Annotated in this window: 19 protein-coding genes; 5 read left to right on the forward strand and 14 right to left on the reverse strand. The window is 56.7% G+C overall.

All coding sequences use genetic code 11. From position 1 onward, the window contains the following. Positions 1–84: 84 nt before the first annotated feature. Genes ACTQY5_RS05135 through ACTQY5_RS05145 form a run of 3 tightly spaced genes read right to left on the reverse strand, consistent with a single transcriptional unit; the run spans position 85 to position 3,737 of the window. A complete protein-coding gene (locus ACTQY5_RS05135) occupies positions 85–1,569 on the reverse strand; it encodes an aminoacyl-histidine dipeptidase (RefSeq protein WP_154487820.1) in 1,485 nt (494 codons plus the stop codon). A 12-nt stretch (positions 1,570–1,581) separates the two neighbouring features. Next, positions 1,582–2,991: a YfcC family protein gene (locus ACTQY5_RS05140; protein WP_022487466.1), complete on the reverse strand. Its 1,410-nt coding sequence runs from the start codon at positions 2,989–2,991 to the stop codon at positions 1,582–1,584. Between the two features lie 17 nt (positions 2,992–3,008). Next, complete coding sequence (locus ACTQY5_RS05145) at positions 3,009–3,737, reverse strand: TetR/AcrR family transcriptional regulator (protein WP_231086553.1); 729 nt, start codon at positions 3,735–3,737, stop codon at positions 3,009–3,011. A 169-nt stretch (positions 3,738–3,906) separates the two neighbouring features. Between ACTQY5_RS05145 and ACTQY5_RS05150 the strand changes: the two genes are divergently transcribed. Further along, a complete protein-coding gene (locus tag ACTQY5_RS05150) occupies positions 3,907–4,749 on the forward strand; it encodes a DMT family transporter (protein ID WP_441368896.1) in 843 nt (280 codons plus the stop codon). Positions 4,750–4,774: 25 nt separating this feature from the next. On the opposite strand, the gene ACTQY5_RS05155 is transcribed toward ACTQY5_RS05150, so the two are convergent. Together ACTQY5_RS05155 and murI are read right to left on the reverse strand one after the other, a co-directional pair. Continuing rightward, complete coding sequence (locus tag ACTQY5_RS05155; RefSeq protein ID WP_118287208.1) at positions 4,775–5,287, reverse strand: transcription repressor NadR; 513 nt, start codon at positions 5,285–5,287, stop codon at positions 4,775–4,777. Between the two features lie 297 nt (positions 5,288–5,584). Beyond that, a complete protein-coding gene (gene murI / locus ACTQY5_RS05160) occupies positions 5,585–6,421 on the reverse strand; it encodes a glutamate racemase (RefSeq protein WP_441368917.1) in 837 nt (278 codons plus the stop codon). Between the two features lie 284 nt (positions 6,422–6,705). Here murI and ACTQY5_RS05165 point away from each other — a divergent pair, with 284 nt between their 5' ends. Beyond that, the gene (locus tag ACTQY5_RS05165; protein WP_022487582.1) at positions 6,706–7,041 is read left to right on the forward strand and encodes a DUF3870 domain-containing protein; all 336 of its coding nucleotides are present in this window, start codon (positions 6,706–6,708) and stop codon (positions 7,039–7,041) included. Between the two features lie 234 nt (positions 7,042–7,275). On the opposite strand, the gene ACTQY5_RS05170 is transcribed toward ACTQY5_RS05165, so the two are convergent. After that, positions 7,276–8,514: a Glu/Leu/Phe/Val family dehydrogenase gene (locus ACTQY5_RS05170; protein WP_154487823.1), complete on the reverse strand. Its 1,239-nt coding sequence runs from the start codon at positions 8,512–8,514 to the stop codon at positions 7,276–7,278. A 198-nt stretch (positions 8,515–8,712) separates the two neighbouring features. Here ACTQY5_RS05170 and recQ point away from each other — a divergent pair, with 198 nt between their 5' ends. Further along, a complete protein-coding gene (recQ, locus tag ACTQY5_RS05175) occupies positions 8,713–10,560 on the forward strand; it encodes a DNA helicase RecQ (RefSeq protein ID WP_288310403.1) in 1,848 nt (615 codons plus the stop codon). 83 nt (positions 10,561–10,643) lie between these two features. On the opposite strand, the gene ACTQY5_RS05180 is transcribed toward recQ, so the two are convergent. The 7 genes from ACTQY5_RS05180 to gatC form a co-directional block, all read right to left on the reverse strand. After that, positions 10,644–11,882, reverse strand: coding sequence for a Glu/Leu/Phe/Val family dehydrogenase (locus ACTQY5_RS05180; protein WP_154487823.1), 1,239 nt, complete (start codon positions 11,880–11,882; stop codon positions 10,644–10,646). Between the two features lie 188 nt (positions 11,883–12,070). Beyond that, positions 12,071–13,279 (reverse strand): HD domain-containing protein, encoded by a 1,209-nt coding sequence (locus ACTQY5_RS05185; RefSeq protein ID WP_022487629.1) that lies wholly within the window; start codon positions 13,277–13,279, stop codon positions 12,071–12,073. A 16-nt stretch (positions 13,280–13,295) separates the two neighbouring features. Then, a complete protein-coding gene (locus ACTQY5_RS05190; protein ID WP_370833077.1) occupies positions 13,296–14,183 on the reverse strand; it encodes an epoxyqueuosine reductase in 888 nt (295 codons plus the stop codon). Between the two features lie 45 nt (positions 14,184–14,228). Beyond that, positions 14,229–15,539, reverse strand: a complete 1,311-nt coding sequence (locus ACTQY5_RS05195) for an SGNH/GDSL hydrolase family protein (RefSeq protein ID WP_022487631.1) — start codon at positions 15,537–15,539, stop codon at positions 14,229–14,231. Positions 15,540–15,706: 167 nt separating this feature from the next. Next, positions 15,707–17,155: an Asp-tRNA(Asn)/Glu-tRNA(Gln) amidotransferase subunit GatB gene (gene gatB, locus ACTQY5_RS05200; protein ID WP_022487632.1), complete on the reverse strand. Its 1,449-nt coding sequence runs from the start codon at positions 17,153–17,155 to the stop codon at positions 15,707–15,709. Continuing rightward, positions 17,155–18,621: an Asp-tRNA(Asn)/Glu-tRNA(Gln) amidotransferase subunit GatA gene (gene gatA / locus ACTQY5_RS05205; protein ID WP_441368897.1), complete on the reverse strand. Its 1,467-nt coding sequence runs from the start codon at positions 18,619–18,621 to the stop codon at positions 17,155–17,157. The genes gatB and gatA overlap by 1 nt, the downstream gene beginning before the upstream one ends. Positions 18,622–18,635: 14 nt before the next feature. Continuing rightward, positions 18,636–18,923 carry an Asp-tRNA(Asn)/Glu-tRNA(Gln) amidotransferase subunit GatC gene (gatC, locus tag ACTQY5_RS05210; protein ID WP_022487634.1) on the reverse strand — a complete coding sequence of 96 codons (288 nt, stop codon included), beginning with the start codon at positions 18,921–18,923 and terminating at the stop codon, positions 18,636–18,638. Positions 18,924–19,156: 233 nt separating this feature from the next. Here gatC and ACTQY5_RS05215 point away from each other — a divergent pair, with 233 nt between their 5' ends. Continuing rightward, complete coding sequence (locus tag ACTQY5_RS05215) at positions 19,157–20,296, forward strand: trans-sulfuration enzyme family protein (protein ID WP_022487635.1); 1,140 nt, start codon at positions 19,157–19,159, stop codon at positions 20,294–20,296. Between the two features lie 33 nt (positions 20,297–20,329). On the opposite strand, the gene ACTQY5_RS05220 is transcribed toward ACTQY5_RS05215, so the two are convergent. Next, positions 20,330–21,400, reverse strand: coding sequence for a tartrate dehydrogenase (locus ACTQY5_RS05220; protein WP_022487636.1), 1,071 nt, complete (start codon positions 21,398–21,400; stop codon positions 20,330–20,332). Between the two features lie 156 nt (positions 21,401–21,556). Here ACTQY5_RS05220 and ACTQY5_RS05225 point away from each other — a divergent pair, with 156 nt between their 5' ends. Further along, positions 21,557–22,438, forward strand: coding sequence for a LysR family transcriptional regulator (locus ACTQY5_RS05225; RefSeq protein ID WP_441368898.1), 882 nt, complete (start codon positions 21,557–21,559; stop codon positions 22,436–22,438). Positions 22,439–22,519 lie beyond the last annotated feature (81 nt).

Consider the following 22,519-nt stretch of genomic DNA (forward strand, 5'->3'; position numbering starts at 1 on the left):
GAAAATCCACACCCCCGGTCGCAGGTTGCGACCAGAGAGGCTGTGAAGAAGTGAATCTTTTCTTTCTTCACAGCCCCTTATTTTTTATGCAATTTGTTCCAGAAGCTTCTTCAAAAACTCATACATCCTGATGGTGCTCTTTACGCTGAGCCTTTCCTGAGGAGAATGGAGGTCCCAGCAGTCGGGGCCCAGGGAGATGGCGTCCAGGTCCGGTTTCTTCTCGATCAGGCATCCGCACTCCAGGCCGGAATGGATGGGAGTGGCGTCCATTTTTTCTCCAAAGGTTTCCTCATACACCTGCTGGACCAGGGGCGTCAGCCGGGAATCCGGATCATGGGGCCAGCCGGGATAGGCGGCGAATTTCTCGCAGGTCCCCCCCACCATCTGGGCCAGGAGATGGATTTTATCCCAGATGTATTCCGCCTTGGACCGGAAGGAGGTGCGGATCTCGTAGACCACCACCAGCCGGTTCTGTTCCCGTTCCAGACGGATTTCTCCCAGGTTGTCGGAGCTTTGGACCACCCCGGGCACGGCGGCATTCATTTCCGAGATTCCGTTGGGAGACAGCACCAGCACCTGGATGAACTTGTCCGTCACTTCCCGGGACACCACCAGTCCGTTGTCCGGTCCCTGGGTCTCTTCCACGGAAATCTTCAGATTGGCAGCCACGGCCTTGTATTCCCGGCGCAGTTCTTCCGCTGCAGCGTTCACCGCCTGGAGGAAGGCTTCTTCCTTGCCCCGGGGCACCAGCACCACCGCTTCCCCATCCCGGGGAATGGCCAGTCGGAAGGTGCCTCCATGAAGGGAAGACAGCCGGAGGGGCATTTCTTTCCGGGCGGACAGGAGCATCCGGATCAGGAAAATATTGGCGTTTCCCCGGCCCCGGTGGATGTCTTCCCCTGAATGGCCTCCCTGGAGCCCTTCCACCTTCAGATGGAAGAACCGGGCCCCTTCCGGCACCGCTTCCCAGGTCACCGGCAGGTGGAAGTTCACCCCGAAGCCTCCGCAGCTGCCGGTTACCGAATGGCGTTCCACCGCATTGTCGATGTTCACCAGGTAATGGGACCGGAAATCACTGGCGTCCACATTCTGGGCCCCGCTAAGGTCTTCTTCCTCGGCGGTGGTCAGCAGCACTTCCAGTTCCGGATGGGCAAAGGACCCGTCTTCCAAAAGGGCCAGAGCCAGCGCCACCCCGATGCCGTCATCGGCCCCCAGGGTGGTCCGCCCTCCGGTGGACAGGATATCCCCCTCCAGTTCCAGATGGATGGGATCCTGCAGGAAGTCGTGTTCCACCCCCTTTGCCTTCTGGCAGACCATGTCCAGATGGGCCTGGAGCATGACCCCCGGCCGGTTTTCGTATCCGGGGGAAGCCGGCTTCCGCAGCAGCACATTGTTCCATTCATCCTGACGGACGGCATAGCCTTTTTCCCGGGCCCACTGGAACAGGGCATCGCTGAGGGCCTTTTCCTTAAAGGAAGGGTGAGGGATCTGGCAGATCCGGGCAAAGTGCCGGAACACCGGATGCCGGAGCAGTTCTTCCAGGCTGCCGAAATTTTCTTTTTCCATCATACTGCCTCCTTGTCAGAACGGACCATAGTGGATCTGGACGGCGATCACCATGAACACCATGGCCACCACGCACCAGATGGCAAAGAGAGGCGCCAGCCAGCGGAACCATTTCCCGAAGGAGATGTGGGCCATGGCACAGGCGGCCACCACTTCCCCACTGGTGGGAGCAAATACGTTGGTGAAGGCATCCCCCATCTGAAAAGCCAGCACAGCCGTCTGCCGGGTGACCCCGATGAGATCCGCCAGCGGGGCAAACAGAGGCATGGTAATGGCCGCCTTGCCGCTGCCGGAAGGCACCAGCACGTTGAACAGATCCTGGACGATGAACATGCCGCAGGCACTGAGAGTGGGCGGCAGCCCGTTCAGCAGGCTGGCCATGTAGTGGATCACCGTATCCATAATGTGGGCGTTCTGCATGATCAGCACCGCCGCGTTGCACATGCCGATGACCAGGTTGGCGAACAGCATGTTGCTGCAGCCGGCCAGGAAAGCATCGGCGATTTCCCCGGAGGACAGGCCCCCGATAATCCCGGCCAGGATCCCGCACACCAGGAACAGCCCGGCCATTTCGTTGATGTAGAAGTCAAATTTCAGTACGCCCAGGACCACGGCGCCGATGGTGGCCACAAACAGCACCAGCACCAGTTTGTGCCGGAGGGTGATCACTGGAGTTTCCTGGAGTTTCAGATGGCTGTTGTACAGCAGGTCTTCTTCCCGGACCGTACTCAGTTCCGGATTCTTCCGGACTTTGTTGGCATACCACATCACATAGGGAATGGTTACGATGTTCATCACCACAAACAGCACAGCCCGGAGTCCCATACCGGAAAACATGGGCAGACCGCAAATGCCCTGGGCCACCCCGATGGTAAAGGGGTTGGTCATGGCTCCCGCATACCCCACCGGCGCCGCACAGAACACAATGGCAATGGCGGTGAGGGAATCGAACCCCATGGCCACGGAAACCCCGATCACCAGAGGGGTGAAGGCCAGGAATTCTTCAAAACAGCCGGCAAAGGCGGACAGCAGGCTGAAAAGCACCATGCACACCGGGATCATCATCAGTTCCCGGCCCTTCATTTTTTCCACCACATTGGACAGTCCGGCGTTAATGGCTCCGGTAGCGTCCATAATGGCAAACATGCCCCCGATGATGAACAGGAAAGAAATGATTTCCGCTGCGTTCTGGAGTCCCAGGGTCAGGGACTGGAACAGATAGAAGGGGCTCACCGGCTGTTGCTGGATGTAATGGAAGGTGGCGGGATCCACCACTTCCTTGTTAAGGACGGGGTTCATCACCCGGCTGTATTCCCCGGCCGGGACGATGTAAGAGGCCAGGAAAGCCAGGAACATGATGATGCCCAGAAGGACCATGGGGTTCAGAGCATGGAGCTTGAAGCCTTTTTTCTTTTCTTCCGCCATTTTGTACCACTCCTTTTTCAGACTGTATGATTACGGTTGCCCCGGGTGGATTCCCCGGGTCTGGCTGCTGCCAGGACATAGTCGAAAATGTGCAGGAACTGCTTTTCCAGAAGGGGCCGGTCCAGGCTGCTGCCCAAAAGGCAGGCCCGGTGGATGTAGCTGCCATGGAGAGCCACGATGATTTCCAGGGTTTCCGAAGCCCGGTTTCCGGCCACATACCCTTCTTCCACCAGGCTCTTCATCATTACCTGATCCCGTTCCACCAGGGTGCCCCGGACCACCATTTCCCGGACATCCGCCGGCAGTCCCTGGAGTTCTTCCGGGAACAGGTCCAGATAATAGACCTGGATCACATGGCCCAGTTTGGCGCTGTACCGGCCAAAGAACATGTTGTAGAAGATCTCCGGGAACCGGAAGGCTCTTTCATTGAAGCACCGGTAGATGGTCCGGTACCGTTCCAGGGCAGTCATCTCCGGTTCCAGGTGCCTGGCCAGGCTCAGCAGGTAATCCCGGAGGAAGCACACCGATCCGAACAGAATCAGTTCGTCCAGGTCCTGGAAATAGTTGTAGAGGGTGGCACTGTTGTACCCGGCCTCGGCGGCGATCCGCCGGATGGTCACTCCGGGGATTCCCTCTTCCTTGAGGATTTTCTCCGTAGCTTCCACAAAATACATCATGTTCCGCTTCTGCCGGAGAGTCAGTTCCTTTCGCTGTTGTTTTTGGGTTTCCTGATTTTGGTTTTCCATATGGGGCAGGGCACCTCCTGACTGCTGATCCTGATTCCCGTTCCGGGAAGATGGTTGACAATTTTTCAGGCCGCTTTTATAATATAGCTGATTTCTAATCATGATTATATTTTAATCGTGATTAAACGTCAAGTACGAATTTTTCCTCATTGGAAAGGAGGGTATCCCCATGCCCCGTCTCCCTGCCCTGTCCGGCAGCGCCCTGGTCCTTCTGGGAGCTGTCTGCTGGAGCCTGAATTCCCCTCTGGTGAAGTATCTGACCCTGGACCCCTTCCTGATCTGCGGACTCCGGTCCCTGATCGCCGGGCTGGTGCTGCTGCCTTTTGTGCGGCCCCGGGAAATCGCCTGGAACCGGTACCTCTTGGCTTATGTCCTGGCCTACTGTGCCCTGTGTCTCAGCGTGATTGTTTCCCTGTCCCTGACTTCCGCCGCCATTGCCATCGGCATGCAGTACACCGCCACCATCTGGCTGTTCCTGCTGTACTGGTTCCAGACCCGGTATTTCAGCCGCCGGGCCTTCCTGCCGGTGGCGGTGATCATGGCCGGGGTCCTGTGCTTCATGCTCTCCGGAGGCAGCGGGGATTCCCATCCTCTGGGGAACCTGATTGCCCTCACGGAAGGGATTTTCTTTGCAGGCATGAGCCTGGCCTCCAAGAAAGCCACCCGGACCAATGCTCTGGGGATTACCGCTATCGGGAACCTGTTCACCGCCCTGGCGGTCTTTCTCCTGTTCCCCACCGCCCGGGCTGCCCTGCCGGCCATGAAGGGCCAGGAATGGGGGCTGATGCTGATCCTGGGGGTGGTCCAGGTGGCCGGGGGCTACGGATTCTTCAACCTGGGAGTCCAGAAAATCCCCGCCCGGAAAGCTTCGGTGCTGGCCCTGTGGGAAATGATCCTGGGACCTTTGTGGGTGGCCCTGTTCCTCCACCAGTACCCGGGTCCCATGGTCCTTGCCGGCTTCGCCATCATCCTGGCAGGGATGGTGATGGATGCAAAAGGGGCTGCCGCGTAGGCGGCAGCCCCTTTTGCATTTTCTTTTATTCCACCAGCACCCCCAGTTTCTCCAGGGCTTTGCGGATGGCTTCCATTTCTTCTTCGGTGTTGGTTTCCACCAGATGGGTGTGGATTCCGTTGGACATGGTGGACAGCAGCGGTGCCTTTGTCTCCTTCATCCGCTGGATGTACAGCTGCACGTCTCTCCGGGACCGGAGGTTCAGCTCCCCTTCCATGAAGCCGTATACCTCATGTTCCACAACCACATTGTGGACAACTCCCCCGTTATCCACAATGGCGTTCAGTTCCGCCTCCACCTGGTCCGCCCCATGGCGGCACAGGAAGGATTCCTGCACCCCTTGTTTTCGGAACTCCTGGAGCTGATAGCCTCGAGGGGTGGAAATGATGGGGGTTCCGCTGGCCCGCAGCAGGGCAATGTCTCCTACGATGATCTGACGGCTTACCTGGCATACCCTGGCCATGTCCGTTCCGGTCACCGGTTTGTCGGCTTTTCGGAGCATGGCCAGGATGGTATCCCGCCGTTCTTTGTTTTCCATAATTTTTCACTCCCCGCCTGATAATGATTATTTCATTTCTTTTTATTATATACGAACATTTCTAAAAATTCCACATTCCCCGACTATTTTCTTTTTCCTTGTCATGACTCTGTCCCTGTGCTAGCATAAAAAAAGCCTGAATCAATAGTTACACTGTATGGAGGATCCTGATTGTCATGAAAGAATACAAAAGCAGATGGGCGGTTTTTGCCATGTCCCTGCCCATCTGCTTTGAAATCATACTGCAGCGGTGATTTAAAGAGGGGGTGTTGCACGCAACGTGCAGCACCCCCTCTTTCACGCCTTTTTTCCTTCTTTTTCCGGTTGTTCCGGATCTTTTTTCAAATCGATCAGATGGAAGCTGCACTTGCTCAGATCCAGCATCCGGGCCGCCAGCCGCCGTCCCCGTTCCAGGTCGGCGGTAAAGCACACTTCCGCCCGGCCCAGGCCATCCGTCCGTGCCAGCCCCCGTTTTTCCAGGTTTTCCAGAGCATCCTGGGCGGTCCGTTCCGCCGGATCCAGGATGGTCACTTCCGGACCGAATTCCTCTTCGATTTCCTTCCGGACAAAGGGATAATGGGTGCAGGACAGAAGTACCGTATCCACATGATGTTCCCGGAGCTTGTCCGCATATTCGTGGATGGCCGCCTTCAGTTCCGGCGTGCCGAATTTCTCTCCTTCGATCAGCGGCACGAACTTGGGACACCCCTGTCCGAACACCTGGATTTCCGGGCTGATCCGCTGGATTTCCCGTTTGTGGGCCCCGGTGGATACGGTGAAATCCGTGGCAAAAAAGCCCACCCGGTTGTTCTTCGTCACTCCCGGGACCATCCGGGCGCCTTTGGCCATGCCGATCACGTCAAAGGAATGGTTCCCCTTGATCACGTCCAGCCCCAGCACCGTAATGGTATTGCAGGCCACCACCAGCTGTTTGATGTGCCGTTTGTCCAGCCAGTCGGTCATCTCTCCCACAAACCGGGTGATTTCTTCCCGGGGCCGGTTGCCGTAAGGGGTCCGGGCCGTATCCCCGATAAAGATGAAATCTTCGTGGGGCAGCTTGGCCTGGAGCCATTTCAGGACGGTGAGCCCGCCTACGCCGGAATCGATTACGCCAATGGGTTGCTTTGCCTGCATCATGATACTTTACCTCCTGAACTCAAACAAAAAAGGCCTGAACAGACAGTCCCATGGGGAAGGACTGCCGATCCAGGCCTTACAGACGGTCAGAAACAGGGGAAACTGTTCCCAGATCCATAAGGATTTATCCAGTTGTCTTATACTTTCTTCATAACATGTTTAGTATAGCATATTCCCGTCAGCAGTGCAACAGAATTTTGTGAATTTTTCGTCCTGTCATTGACCCCTGCCGGCTTTTTGTGATACCCTAAAATCAATTCATTGCAAAGGAGCTTTCCTCTATGGACAAACACTATCCTTCTGATTCCATTTTTGTCACCGGGGTGGCCAAAGTATCCCGGGAAGATGTGATCAATACCCTGTACGGCACCTTCACCCTGAGCCTGGTGATCCAGCGGAACACCGGCCTGATCCTCCACTGCAGCGCCAACATGATCATGGCGGACACCATCGCCTTTCTCCAAGACATCCTGATCGGGAAAAACCTGCTGAAGGACATGGACCGGATGGTGGAAGAACTCCGCAGCCGGTTTCTGGCCCTGTCCCAGAAGGCGGTGATCGCCGCCCTGAAAGACGCCCAGAACCATTTTTTGACGGTGTATCCGAGGGAGGTGTGAATACCCCCTTCCAGTCACTAGTCAGCAGTCACCAGCCTACAGCCAACGAAAAATTTACAGGCAAATTTTTGAAATGGATAAGCCGAATCCGCAGGGTCGGTTCAAGACTTTTGCCTCTGGCAAAATGTCGCCAGAGCCGCCCGTCTGCAGACACACAGCAAAACACCCCGGACAGCCACTGTCCGGGGTGTTTTGCTGTGCCGTCTGGGCACAAGCTCCGTTTGTAGGGTTCTATTAGATAATGCCTCTCAGTTTCAGAGGTTCTACCAGAGCGTTCAGAGCTACGATGTAGGCGCCTACACGCATGGTGGTGTTGTATTTCTTGGCTGCGTCATATACGTTGCCGAATGCCTTCACCATCATCTGTTCCTGTCTGTCGACGACTTCTTCTTCCGTCCAGAAGTATCTGTACAGGTTCTGTACCCATTCGAAGTAGGATACGGTTACGCCGCCGCCGTTGGCCAGCACGTCAGGCACTACAGGGATGCCTCTCTTTTCCAGGATGACGTCTGCTTCTGCATCGGTCGGCCCGTTGGCTGCTTCCACGATCATTTTTGCTTTGATCTTGTCAGCATTCTTGGCAGTGATCTGCAGTTCCAGAGCAGCCGGGATCAGTACGGTTACATCCTGTTCCAGCACTTCTTCGTTGCTGATCGGGGTAGCGCCAGGATACCCTTTGATCACGCCGCCGTTGTTCTTGGCATATTCTTCCACTTTGTACGGATCGAAGCCGTTGGCATCATAGATCCCGCCGCTGATATCGCTCAGAGCTACAATCTTCAGGCCTTTGTCGGCTGCGCATTTAGCGGTCCAGGAACCTACGTTGCCGAAGCCCTGGATAGCCAGAGTAGCGTCTTCCGGTTTAACTCCTTCTCTCTTCAGCAGTTCCAGAGTAGCGGTGATTACGCCACGGCCCGTCGCAGAGGTACGGCCCTGAGAACCGCCCATGCAGATGGCTTTCCCGGTGATGAAACCAGGAGCGAACTGGCAGTTGATCTTGGAGAATTCATCGCACATCCAGGCCATGATCTGGGCGTTGGTGTTCACGTCAGGAGCCGGGATATCTTTCTTTTCGCCGATTACCGGAGCAATCTTGTCGATATACCCACGGGTGATCTTTTCCAGTTCAGTCTTGGATACTTTCCGGGGATCCACAATGATGCCGCCTTTGCCGCCGCCGTAAGGCAGACCAGCGATGGCGCATTTGGTGGTCATCCAGAAGCCCAGGGTCTTTACTTCATCCATGGATACGTTCTGATGGTACCGTACGCCGCCTTTGGCAGGCCCAAGCACGGTGCTGTTCTGAGAACGGTAGCCGGTGAATACTTCCACGTGGCCATCATCCATCTTTACAGGGATGCTGACTTCCAGGGTCCGTTCAGGCTGGGAGATGACTGCCTCAGCGTTGGGATCCAGGTTGATCAGCTTACTAGCCTTTTCCATAGGAATCTTTGCCATTTCAAACAAACTCATTTGTAACGCCTCCTAAAAATAGTATCTAGTGAACCCTTTACGATTTGTATTATAGCACGATTCAGAAATAACTGTTTATTTTTTTGTATTTTGTATACAATTCATCGTCCATGAGGTGTCCTTGCTTTTTTCTGGAGTTTTCGTTATGATTGAAACAAACAGCCGTTTGATTTTTTCTGAAGGAGGCCTTTTCCCAGCATGGACAAACTATCTGCACTGAAAAAGTATTTTGGATACACTTCCTTCCGCCCCGGTCAGGAATCCCTGATCGATGCCCTGCTCCAGGGCCGGGACGTGCTGGGCATCATGCCCACCGGCGCCGGCAAATCCCTGTGCTACCAGATCCCCGCCCTGCTGCTCCCCGGGATCACCCTGGTGATTTCTCCCCTGATCTCCCTGATGCAGGACCAGGTCCAGGCTCTGGAAACCGCCGGGATCCAGGCCGCTTACATCAACAGTTCCCTGTCCGGACGGGAATTCTACGCCACCCTGGACCAGGCCCGGGCCGGTGCCTACAAGCTGATCTACGTGGCCCCGGAACGGCTGGAGACGGAACTGTTCCGGGATTTCGCCAAAGAGGCTGCCATTTCCATGGTGGCAGTGGACGAAGCTCACTGTATTTCCCAGTGGGGACAGGATTTCCGGCCCAGCTACACCCGGATCCTGGATTTCCTGGAATTCCTGCCGAAAAGACCGGTGGTGGGAGCCTTTACCGCCACGGCCACGGAGCAGGTCCGGGATGACATCCTCCAGAGCCTGGAACTGCAGGATCCCCAGATCCTGGTCACCGGCTTCGACCGGAGCAATCTGTATTTCGGGGTGGAACATCCCCGGAACAAGGACGCCTGGGTGCTCCGGTATCTGAAGGATCATCCGGAAGACAGCGGCATCATCTACTGTTCCACCCGGAAGAACGTGGATGAACTGTGCGACCGGCTCCGGCTGGAAGGGATCCCGGCTGCCCGGTACCATGCAGGGATGAGCCAGGAGGAGCGCCAGAAGGCCCAGGAGGATTTCCAGTACGACAGGGCCCCGGTGATCATCGCCACCAACGCCTTCGGCATGGGCATCGACAAGTCCAACGTGCGCTTCGTACTCCACTACAACATGCCCTCCAGTCTGGAAAACTACTACCAGGAAGCGGGCCGGGCCGGCCGGGACGGAGAGCCCTCGGAATGCATCCTGCTGTTCTCTCCCCAGGATGTGGTGATCCAGAAATTCCTCCTGGAACACAAGGAGCAGAATGAAGTGCTGGAAGAAGTGGAAGAAGCCAATCTCCGGAAGCTCTATGCCATGGAGCATTACTGCCGGACCACCAGCTGCCTCCGCCAGACCCTCCTCCACTACTTTGGGGAAGATGCTCCGGCCCGGTGCAATCACTGTTCCACCTGCAACGGAGACTATGAAGAGGTGGACATGACGGAAGAGACCAAGAGCATCGTAAAATGCATCCATGAGGCCCGGCGGCCCTACGGCATCACCCTGATTGCCAACGCCCTGGCCGGCAGCCGGTCCACCCGGGTGGAAGAAACCGGACTTTCCCGGCTGCGGATGTTCGGAGCCCTCCACCAGCATTCCCTGAAGGAAATCAAGGAAATGATCCAGAACCTGCTGGACCAGGGCTACCTGCTGATCACCCGGGACAAGTACCCGGTGCTGAAGATCTCCAAAAAGATCTGGGAACTCCAGGACGATTCCATCCGGGTGCTGCTGCGGAAAGAAGCCGGGACCCAGGATGGGGGTTCCGGCCCCCGGAAAAAGAAGAAGGTCCAGCCGGAGCTGGACCTGCCGGAAGGGTTCACCCAGGAAATGGGGGCCCAACTGTTCACCCGGCTCCGGGCCCTCCGGAAACAGCTGGCGGAACAGGCTATGGTGCCGCCTTTTGTGGTATTCGGAGACCGGACTCTCCGGGACATGTGCCGGCAGCTGCCCCGGACCCATGAACAATTTCTCCAGGTCATGGGCGTGGGCCAGAACAAGGACGAAAAATACGGAGATCCTTTTCTGGAAGCCATCAACGGGTTCTGTGAGGAAAAAGGGATATAAAAAATTACAAAACACCCCGGACAGCCACTGTCCGGGGTGTTTTGCTGTGCCGTCTGGGCACAAGCTCCGTTTGTAGGGTTCTATTAGATAATGCCTCTCAGTTTCAGAGGTTCTACCAGAGCGTTCAGAGCTACGATGTAGGCGCCTACACGCATGGTGGTGTTGTATTTCTTGGCTGCGTCATATACGTTGCCGAATGCCTTCACCATCATCTGTTCCTGTCTGTCGACGACTTCTTCTTCCGTCCAGAAGTATCTGTACAGGTTCTGTACCCATTCGAAGTAGGATACGGTTACGCCGCCGCCGTTGGCCAGCACGTCAGGCACTACAGGGATGCCTCTCTTTTCCAGGATGACGTCTGCTTCTGCATCGGTCGGCCCGTTGGCTGCTTCCACGATCATTTTTGCTTTGATCTTGTCAGCATTCTTGGCAGTGATCTGCAGTTCCAGAGCAGCCGGGATCAGTACGGTTACATCCTGTTCCAGCACTTCTTCGTTGCTGATCGGGGTAGCGCCAGGATACCCTTTGATCACGCCGCCGTTGTTCTTGGCATATTCTTCCACTTTGTACGGATCGAAGCCGTTGGCATCATAGATCCCGCCGCTGATATCGCTCAGAGCTACAATCTTCAGGCCTTTGTCGGCTGCGCATTTAGCGGTCCAGGAACCTACGTTGCCGAAGCCCTGGATAGCCAGAGTAGCGTCTTCCGGTTTAACTCCTTCTCTCTTCAGCAGTTCCAGAGTAGCGGTGATTACGCCACGGCCCGTCGCAGAGGTACGGCCCTGAGAACCGCCCATGCAGATGGCTTTCCCGGTGATGAAACCAGGAGCGAACTGGCAGTTGATCTTGGAGAATTCATCGCACATCCAGGCCATGATCTGGGCGTTGGTGTTCACGTCAGGAGCCGGGATATCTTTCTTTTCGCCGATTACCGGAGCAATCTTGTCGATATACCCACGGGTGATCTTTTCCAGTTCAGTCTTGGATACTTTCCGGGGATCCACAATGATGCCGCCTTTGCCGCCGCCGTAAGGCAGACCAGCGATGGCGCATTTGGTGGTCATCCAGAAGCCCAGGGTCTTTACTTCATCCATGGATACGTTCTGATGGTACCGTACGCCGCCTTTGGCAGGCCCAAGCACGGTGCTGTTCTGAGAACGGTAGCCGGTGAATACTTCCACGTGGCCATCATCCATCTTTACAGGGATGCTGACTTCCAGGGTCCGTTCAGGCTGGGAGATGACTGCCTCAGCGTTGGGATCCAGATTGATCAGCTTACTAGCCTTTTCCATAGGAATCTTTGCCATTTCAAACAAACTCATTTGTAACGCCTCCTAAAAATAGTATCTAGTGAACCCTTACAGTGCTTATTATAGCACCTTTCAGAAAATATGGAATCGTTTTTTGTATTTTGTATACAAATTTATTTTGAGGAAAAATTCCTGCAATTCATCGTATTCTTATTGCATATATAAGAAATGTGTGCTGCACATAACGTGCAGCACACATTTCACCGGAACTGCTCATAGATCTTCCCGAAATCGACGCCGCCGATGATTTTTCCCTGGTAGGCCCGGGGAAGTTCTTCCACCACCCCTGCCAGATGGGAGGAGGTGATGCCGCACTGGATGCTGAGCCAGGCTTCCATAAAGGCCGCCAGATGGTCGCAGCCCTTGAGCACCCGGCCGTCCACCGGGCTGTACTCATCCCGGTTGTATGCTTCCGGGATATCCCCCGCCAGCAGCCGGACCTTTCCCTTTTCCCGGATCCTGTTATCGAATTCATGGACGGTGAAATTCAGGATATCCTCATGCCAGGCGGCCGGCAGGAGGGGCAGCAGGATTTCTTCCATCTGCCGCTGTTCGATGTCCTTGATCAGTTCGTCCAGGCCTTCGATGGACCTTTTGATGGGAGAAATAATGTCCCGGGTGAGCACTTCCGGCAGGTCATGCCACAGGCCGCCCAGGAAATCGTTCACCAGCCGTCCCTTGCAGGCCCCCATGGACAGGGCGCAGAAGTACCCCATGATGGCCACCACCAGCACGTGGCCCATGACGGAAGTTTCCGGCACCCGGGGAGACTGGGACCAGCGCTTCTGGAACCGGAGCTTGCCGATAAGATCCACGAACTTCCGGGTCTTCCCGTTCATGGCGATTTTCTGGACCCCTGCCAGGTTGTAATGGTCTTCGATGTTGTCGGCGATCCGCTCCCTGATTTCCTCCACTCCGAAAATCCCCTGGTTCATCCGGTAGATGATCCGGAACTCCCATTCCGTGGCCAGGTAGTGGGCGGCCCGGATCAGCTGTTTCTCCAAAGGATGGCTGTCTCCGTCCAGATAGGCCTCCATCTTGGCCATAAAGAGACTGCCGGCCAGAGACGGCACCCGCCGTACCAGTTCCTTGTACACCCACTGGTTCAGCCGGGCGCCGCTTTTTTCCATCAGCTCGTGGAACACCGGGGGCTTGATGTCCGTGAGCACCACCCGGTGGAGGAATTCGAAGATGCCCCCTTCCACCAGCACCTGCCAGTCCAGGCTGGCTCCATGGTCCTGTTCCTCATACCGGGCCAGCACATAGAGGATCATCATCTTGTGAGCCTGTTTGTCCAGTTCCGTAAAGCCCTGGGGCCGGATATGATCGTTCCACCGCTGGATGTAGGCCGCTTCAAAGACAAACTGGATCAGATCCCGGGGCAGCGGGATGGTCTGGATATTTGCCATAGGACACCTCCTGTGTTCACTGACTTTCCTGTTGTTCCTTTTGTTCCACCAGTTCCAGGTTCCGGAGCAGGAGCTTTTTCCCCCGCCAGGCAAAGGCATAGGATCCGTACCGTTCCCGGAACTGCCGGTTGGTCAGGTTTTCCAGATCCTGCCGGTCCAGCCGGAGCAGACGGTCCCGGCGGAATTCTGTCAGAGGGGTTTCCGGCACCTGCTGGTTGTGGGGGCAGACCCGCTGGCATTCATCACAGCCGAAGATCAGGGGCGTTTCCCGGAGGACAGCCTGTTCTGATTCGGTCAGTTCTCCTTTTTTCTGGGTCAGGTAGGATTTGCAGGTCCGGTAGGTGTAGGTCCCTCCCTGGAAACACTGTCCGGGACAGACCCGGGCACAGGCCCCGCAGTGGCGGCAGCTCCGTTCCAGAGGCCGGTCCGGCTCCAGAGGCTGGGTGGTGAGCACTGCCCCGATGAAGCACCAGGAACCCCAGGTGTCGTTAATGAGGCAGCCGTTGTCCCCCAGAAATCCCAGTCCGGCCTGGACCGCCAGGTCCCGTTCCGCCAGAGGGGAGGTATCCACAATGGCCAGCTGCCGGCTGCCAGGGGCCTGGCCTTCCATCCAGCCGGCGATTTTCTCCAGATACTCCCGGACCACCGGATGGTAATCCGGGATCTGGCAGTAACAGGACAGATTGCTGCCGGATGACGGTTCCAACCGGTAGGGAAAAAGGATCACCACGGCTCCCCGGCAGCCCGGGAGCAGAGTGGTAAGATCATACCGTTCCAGTCCCTTCCCCGCCGCCAGGGGACACACCTCCGGAAAAGGATCGGGCACCGGCAGATGGCTGGGAGCCACGCCCACTTCCGTCAGGCCCAGTTCCCGGCAGAATGCCTTCAATGCCTTTTTATCCATGGTCCGCCCCCTTTTTCTGGTTTACAGGGTCATTATATCATACCCTTACAAAAACTCCCTTACCTGGTCACTGATCACCTGGCCCATGATCCGTTTCATGGGCACGTCTCCATGGAGACCGTCCAGGGCCATTTCCGTAGGCAGCTCCGGACCCATGGCTTCAAAAGGCGCCGCCACATCGATGTGGGGCTGGGTGCGGATGTACGCGTTCACCTTCCGGAAAGCTTCCTGCCAGTGGCTGTCCGTAGGCTCGTCAAAAGCCTTTTCGATGTTTCCCGGGTTGATGGGTGCCAGGGTCAGGAGCACCGGGGTGATGCCGTTTTCCCGACACATAGCCTGGATCTTCCGGAGATCGGCGATCACCTCTTCCGGTTCCGTCCCATTCCGGAGGCTGTTGCTGCCTCCCATGATCAGAAGGGTCTTCAGATGGAAAGGCAGCACATCCCGTTCAAACCGTTCCACCATCATTTCACTGGTGTCCCCGCTTTCCGACAGGTTCACTGTAGGCACAGAGATGTAATGGGCATAGCTGTATTCCAGGTCCGAGGGGCTGAAGGACAGCCGGCCCCCTCCATGGGAAATGCTGTCTCCGAAGATGCCCACCTGGACCCGATCCGTTGGTTCCAGTTCCACTTTTTCCGGCAGGCTCCATTCCCCCACCGGCCGGCCCTTGCCGTCCATCCCCCGGACCCGCCAGTAATAAGTGCCGATCCGGGGTTCCTTGTCGTACAGGTCCGTCAGTTCCGTAGTTTCTGCATAGACCCGGTGCCGGGAAGGCAGGATGCCCCCCATTTTTTCCGGCAGCTGGTCCAGCACTTCCACTTCGTACTGGCTGGCCCCCGGAAGACTTGTATAGGAATACACCGGATACAGGATCCGGGAACCGGGCTGGTCCCTCTTCATGGGACGGGGCACCGGTGCATCACGCAGGTTCCGTTCCAGGGTGTTCTGGAGCTCTGCCGGCTGGGAATAGCCTCCCAGGGGATTCCCGTCCAGGTTGTAGGCCCGGACCCGCCAGAAAAGAGGCAGCTCTCCATCCAGATCCGGCAGCTTCTCTTCATCCAGCAGGATCCGGTTGGTGTAGATTTCAGCATCCCGGTACAGGACTTCTTCTACCGAATGTTCCGGATCCAGTTCCTCAGGGATCTGGGAGAAGATCTCCAGCTCGTACCGGACGGCCTGGAGATCCTGGGGCCACTGGAGGAACCCCAGCCGGGGCCCTCCTGTCATATAGCGCTGGATGTACCGGGGCATCCGGTGCTGGACGGCATTGTCCAGCTGCCCCAGGAACAGTCCCGGCAGCAGCGCCCCCACCAGCAGCCAGCGCCACCGGCGTCTTTCCGTATGCTGCAGCATCTTTCTCCCTCCCTGTTGTTATTGTATTCCTAATCATAACAGTTCCCCATGAAAAAGGAAGATCAAAGGTGTGAAATTTGTGGTAAAAAAAGAGCCGGTGCCTAAGCACCAGCTCTTTTTGTCAGCTGACCGTTGACGGTACTGTTGCTTCCGCAACGGCGCCTCTGTCATTCACCCTTAATGGTCTTGATGATCAGTTTGTTTACCATGCCCGGGTTGGCTTTGCCCCGGGATTTCTTCATGACCTGGCCTACCAGGAAGCCGATGGCCTTGTCCTTGCCGGCCTTGTAGTCGGCTACAGACTGGGGATTGGCAGCAATGGCCTCATCCACCATGGCCTGGATGGCTCCTTCGTCGCTGACCTGTTCCAGGCCCAGCTTCTTCACCAGATCGGCAGGAGCTTCGTCCTTTTTCAGCATTTCTGCAAAGACCTTCTTGGCCAGTTTGCTGGACAGCACGCCCTTTTTGATCAGGGCCACCATCTGTCCCAGATGAGCCGGGGACACGGGGAATTCCCCGATGCCGCAGTTGTTGCTGTTCAGGTACGCGGACACATCCCCCAGGATCCAGTTGGCCACGCCTTTGGCGTCGTCGGTTTCCTTGGCGGCTGCATCGAAGTACTCAGCCATCTTCTTGTCAGCCACGATCAGTTCTGCAGAATAGTCATCCAGCCCTTTTTCGTTCATGAGACGGGCTTTCCGGGCATCCGGCAGTTCCGGCAGTTCGCTCTTGGCCTTTTCCACCCATTCTTTTTCGATGATGATGGGAGCCAGGTCCGGTTCCGGGAAATACCGGTAATCGTGGGCTTCTTCCTTGGACCGCATGGAGAAGGTCATCCCCTGGGCATCGTCCCAGGTACGGGTTTCCTGGACCACATGGCCCCCGTCTTCCAGAATTTCCTTCTGCCGTTCCACTTCGTATTCAATGGCTCTTTCCAGGGCCTTGAAGGAGTTCAGGTTCTTGATTTCCGCCCGGGTGCCGAATTCCTTGGCCCCTACGGGCATAATGGAAATGTTGGCATCGCAGCGCATGGAGCCTTCCTGCATCTTGCCGTCGCAGACCCCGGTGTACTGGAGGTAGGCCCGGAGTTTTTCCATGTAGGCACGGGCTTCCGCCGCAGACCGCATGTCCGGTTCGGACACGATTTCGATCAGAGGCACCCCGGCCCGGTTGTAGTCCACTGCAGAGAAATCAGAGGTGCTGATGGAAGCACCGGAATGGACCAGTTTCCCGGCGTCTTCTTCCATATGGATCCGGGTGATGCCGATCCGTTTGGTTTCCCCGTCCACGTTCACGTCCAGGTGCCCGTTCAGGGCAATGGGCTGATAGAACTGGGAAATCTGGTAGGCTTTGGCCAGATCCGGATAGTAGTAGTTTTTCCGGTCGAATTTGCTGTAGCGCTGGATCTCGCAGTTCACAGCCAGAGCAAAGCGCAGGGCAAATTCCACCATCTGCTTGTTGATCACAGGCAGAGCCCCGGGCATGCCCAGACAAACCGGGCATACATGGGTGTTGGGGGCACCGCCGAATTCCGTGGAGCAGGAGCAGAAAGCCTTGGTCTTGGTTTTCAGTTCCGCATGGACTTCCAGACCGATTACGGTAGTATATTCTGTCATTATTTCCGACCTCCCAGAGGTGCCACGGCTTTATGGAAATCCGTAGCCTGTTCAAAGGTATAAGCTACCCGCAGCAGGGTCTCTTCGCCCAGAGCCTTGCCGATGAGCTGGGCCCCTACCGGCATGTTGTCCACAAAGCCGCAGGGGATGGAAATGCCGGGCAGGCCGGCCATGTTCACCGGAATGGTGGTTACGTCCAGCATGTAGACGGTCAGAGGATCCATCTTGGCATCCAGAGGATAAGCCACCACCGGGGAGGTGGGAGTCAGCAGCAGATCGCATTTTTCGAAGGCGTTGGCAAAGTCCTGACGGATCAGGGTCCGGACCTGCATGGCCTTGTTGTAATAGGCATCATAGTACCCGGAGCTGAGCACGTAGGTCCCCAGCATGATCCGGCGGCGGACTTCCTTGCCGAAGCCTTCCGTACGGGTCTTGCGCATCATTTCCGGAGCGCTTTCCGCAGCCATTTCCCGGAAGCCGTACCGGACACCGTCGAAACGGCCCAGGTTGGCGGAGGCTTCTGCCGGAGCGATGATGTAATAGGTGATTACGGCATATTCCGTATGAGGCAGGGACACTTCGATCACATGGGCACCCAGTTCTTCGAACTTCTTGGCAGCCAGCTTGATCTGGGCAGCCACTTTGGGGTCCGTGCCTTCCCCGAAGTATTCCTTGGGCAGGCCGATGGTCAGGTCCTTCACATCCTGGCGCAGAGCCTTGGTGTAGTCAGGGACCGGTGCATCATAGGAGGTGGAATCATGGGCATCCAGGCCGCTGATGGTGTTCAGCACCAGGGCGGCGTCGGTGACGTCACGGGCAATGGGCCCCACCTGGTCCAGGGAGGAGGCGAAAGCCACACAGCCGTACCGGGAAACCCGGCCGTAGGTGGGTTTCAGCCCTACGCAGCCGTTGAAGAAAGCCGGCTGCCGGATGGAACCGCCGGTATCAGAGCCCAGGGACCAAATGGCTTCCCCGGCTGCAATGCTGGCAGCGCTGCCGCCGGAAGAACCGCCGGGCACCCGGGACAGATCCCAGGGGTTGTGAGTGATCTGGAAATGGGAGGTTTCCGTGGTGGACCCCATGGCGAATTCATCCATGTTGGTCTTGCCCAGGAAAATGGTTTCGTCCTTCCGCAGGTTTTCGATGACGTGGGCATCGTATACCGGCACGAAGTTTTCCAGGATCTTGGAGGCGCAGGTCATCCGGACACCCTTTACGCTGATGTTGTCCTTGATGGCGCCGGGGATCCCGGCCAGGGGTTTGATGGTCTCGCCGTCGGCGATCATCTTGTCCACTTTGGCTGCCTGGGCCAGGGCATTTTCCTTGTCCAAGGTAATATAGGCCTTGACCTGGTCTTCCACTTCGTCGATCCGGTCATAGACCGCTTTGGTCAGTTCCACGGAGCTGATTTCTTTCTTCACCAGCTTGTCATGGAGCTCATGTGCAGTTTCACTGTATAAAGCCACTGTTCTGCCTCCTCTTATTCGATAACCCGGGGAACTTTGAAGCCGCCTTCATATTCCTCCGGAGCATTCTTCATGGCGTCCTCGTGGGACAGGCTCTCAACAGGAACGTCTTCCCGCAGCACATTGCTGATGGGAAGCACATAGGGAGAAGGTTCGATTCCCTTGGTATCCACTTTCTTTAAGATTTCAGCATAATTCAAAATCTGGTTGAACTGCTCAACAAACTTGTCCATTTCATCGTCCGGAACATTTAACCGGCACAGATTTGCGATATGCTTTACATCATTGACTGTAACGCTCATTTTTTCACCGCCTATCGAAAATCTATTCCAGCAGGGCAGTCAGGGCCCGCCGGAACCAGTTTTACTAAAAGATTATATCACAGTCCCATCATTTAGAAAACCATTTTGCCCGTCTTTCCCTGTCTCCATGCCCGTTCCGGCCCCTTGACAAAATTTCCGGGAACAGGTAATGTATTCCTATATAAATAGTATGCATTATTGGCACCCTGTGCCCTGCAAGGAGGAAAAAAATCATGAAATTCACCACTGCCTGTATCCACGGAGGCGGCCCCAACGATGCCACCGGCGCCGTCTCTCCGGCTCTGTATCTCACATCCACTTTTGCCCATCCCGGCCTGGGGAAATCCACCGGCTGGGCCTATACCCGGGAATCCAACCCCACCCACGCCAGACTGGAAAAAGTCCTGTCCACCCTGGAAGGGGGCACCGATGCCCTGTGCTTTTCCTCCGGCATGGCAGCCATTGATGCGGTGATGCGGCTTTTTGCCCCGGGAGACCACCTGATCACCGGTTTCGACCTGTACGGCGGGTCCTTCCGGCTGTTCCGGACCACCTATGAGCCCCTGGGCCTGACCTTCACCGCCGTCCACACCAGTGATCTGAAGGCCGTGGAAGAGGCCATCACCCCCGCCACCAAAGCCATCTATCTGGAAACTCCCACCAACCCCACCATGGAAATCACGGACCTGGAAGCCATCAGCGAACTGGCCCACAAACACGGGATCCTGGTGATTGTGGACAATACCTTCCTGTCCCCCTATTTCCAGCGGCCTCTGACCCTGGGAGCGGATATTGTGGTCCACAGCGGCACCAAGTACCTGGCCGGCCACAATGACTCCCTGGCAGGGTTTGCCGTCAGCCGGGAAGCGGAGGTGGCCGCCCGGCTCCGTACCATCTACAAGACCACCGGGGCCGTGCTCAGCGTCTTCGATGCCTGGCTCCTGCTCCGGAGCCTGAAGACCCTGCCGGTGCGGATGAAACAGCACCAGGAAAATGCCCTGTACCTGGCCCAGTGGCTGCGGGAACAGCCCCTGGTGGAAAAGGTGCTGTATCCCGGCCTGCCGGACCACCCGGGCTATGAAATCCAGAAGAAACAGGCCAACGGATTCGGAGGGATGATTTCCTTCTATGTGAAATCCCCGGAAGCCGCCAAGACCATCCTGGAAAAGATCCATCTGATTCAGTTCGCGGAAAGCCTGGGAGGCACCGAAAGCCTGCTCACCTATCCCATTACCCAGACCCATGCGGACCTGACCCCGGAAGAAGCGGAAGAAAAGGGCATCACCCACACCCTGCTCCGGTTCTCCGTAGGCCTGGAAGACAAAGAAGACCTGCGGGACGACCTGGCCCAGGCCTTCGAGCAATGTAAATAACAAAAGAGCTGCCGCGACGCGGCAGCTCTTTTGTTATTTTTCCAACAGCCGTACAGCTTCATCTCCCACTTCCTGGGTGGTGGCGGTGCCGCCCATGTCCGGAGTCAGGACTTTCTTTTCCACCATCATGGTCTCGATGATGTCAATCAGCTTCCGGCCCCAGTCCTTGTGGCCGAAGAAGTCCAGCATCTGGCTGGCGGACCATATGGAGGCCAGAGGGTTCGCCTTGCCCTGGCCGGCAATATCCGGAGCACTGCCGTGGATGGGTTCGAACATGGAAGGATATTTCCGTTCCGGGTTCAGGTTGGCACCGGCGGCCAGGCCCATGCCGCCGGAAATGGCGGCTCCCAGGTCCGTCAGGATGTCCCCGAACAGGTTGGAGCACACAATGATCCCGTACCGTTTGGGATCCTTCACCATGAACATGCTGGCCGCATCCACCAGGTAGGAATGGGTTTCCACATCGGGATAGTCCTTCCCCACTTCCGCAAAGATCTGGTCCCAGAACACCATGGAATAGTTCAGGGCATTCCCTTTGGAAATGCTGGTGAGGGATCTGTGTTCCTTCCGGGCCAGGTCATAGGCGTACCGGATGATCCGTTCCGTGCCGAACCGGGAGAACACGCTGTCCTGGATCACCACTTCCCGGGGCGTGTCCTTGTACAGCCAGGCACCGGCCCCGGCATATTCCCCTTCGCTGTTTTCCCGGACGAACACCATGTCGATGTCTTCCCGTTTCACTCCCGCCAGAGGGCAGGGAGCCCCTTTCAGCAGTTTCACCGGCCGCAGGTTCACATACTCATCGAAGCTCTTCCGGATCTTGATCAGAAGTCCCCGGAGAGAAATATGGTCCGGCACCCCGGGATAACCCACAGCCCCCAAATAGATGGCGTCAAAATGGGACAATTGTTCGATCCCGTCTTCCGGCATCATTTCCCCGTGTTCCAGGTAGTACTGGCAGCCCCAGGGGAAACAGGTGAAGTCAAAGCCAAAGGAACCGTCCAGTTCCGCTGTCCGTTTCAATACCTTGATGCCTTCCGCCAGCACTTCCGGCCCGATGCCGTCGCCGCCGATCACTGCGATTTTGTAGATTTTCTTTTCCATTGCTGTTCCTTCTTTCTTCCAGAATCCAAAAAGCCATGGACGGACCCGCCCTTTTCATGCTATTACTATAATACAAAAGTATTATTTTGTGAACTTTCCGTCATTCAGTCTGACCAACGAAAAGTTTGGCAAATCCCAAAGAATCAGGAGGCAATCATGTCCATCACCCCGGAACAGATCCGCTACTTCATCACCGCCTGCCGGTACATGAACTTCACCAAGGCCGCCGAAGAGCTCCACCTCACCCAGCCCGGACTCAGCAAAGCCATCCGGGAACTGGAAGTCCAGTGCGGGGCCGCCCTGTGGGAACGGCATCACAATTCCCTGGCCCTGACCCCTGCCGGCCGGGTATTCCTGGAACAGGCCCGAAAATTCCAGGACCAGTATGAACAGCTTGAGGCCACCGCCCGGTCCCTGGGCTCCGGAGAAGCCCTGCTGCGGATCGGCCTGGTTCCCATGTGCGGCAACACCATTTTCCCCGGTCTCCACCGGGCTCTCCAGGAAGCCTGGCCCCAGCTGCGGATCATCACCACCGAAGCCACCGGTCCCACCCTGTATTCCCTGCTGGACCAGCAGGAAATCGATCTGGCCCTGTGCGTCACCAACCATCTGCCGGAAGCCCCCTACCACTGCCGGGTCTTGAAGGACAGCCGGCTCATGCTGTTCGTCCACAGGGACCATCCTCTGGCCCGGCGGACTTCCGTGGACCTGCAGGACCTGGAGGATGAACCGCTGGTCCTGTTCACCGACCAGTTCGGCCAGACCCGGTACCTGCGTCGGCTGTTCGCCGCCTGCCAGGTCCACCCCCGGATTCTCCACCAGACCTCCCAGGTATTCACCATCCTGGAATACATCCGCCACCAGGCCGCCCTGGGTTTTCTTTCTGAAGAATTTGCCCAGGACGAAAAGAACCTGGTGGCCATCCCCGTGAACCAGATTGCCACCGGCCACGTGAATTTCGTCTGGAACCGGGATCCGGACCAGTTCCCCGCCCTGAAGCGGTTTTTGGAGTTTGTGGAAAATAGGTGGCCCCGGTAGGGACAGCAGGACCTGTCTGCAGTCTCTAGTCAGCAGTCCACAGTGAGCTTTTTGATTTACATTGTAAATCAACTATATTAT

It is taken from the genome of Acidaminococcus sp. HCP3S3_H5 (assembly GCF_052122235.1).
Classification (GTDB): domain Bacteria; phylum Bacillota; class Negativicutes; order Acidaminococcales; family Acidaminococcaceae; genus Acidaminococcus.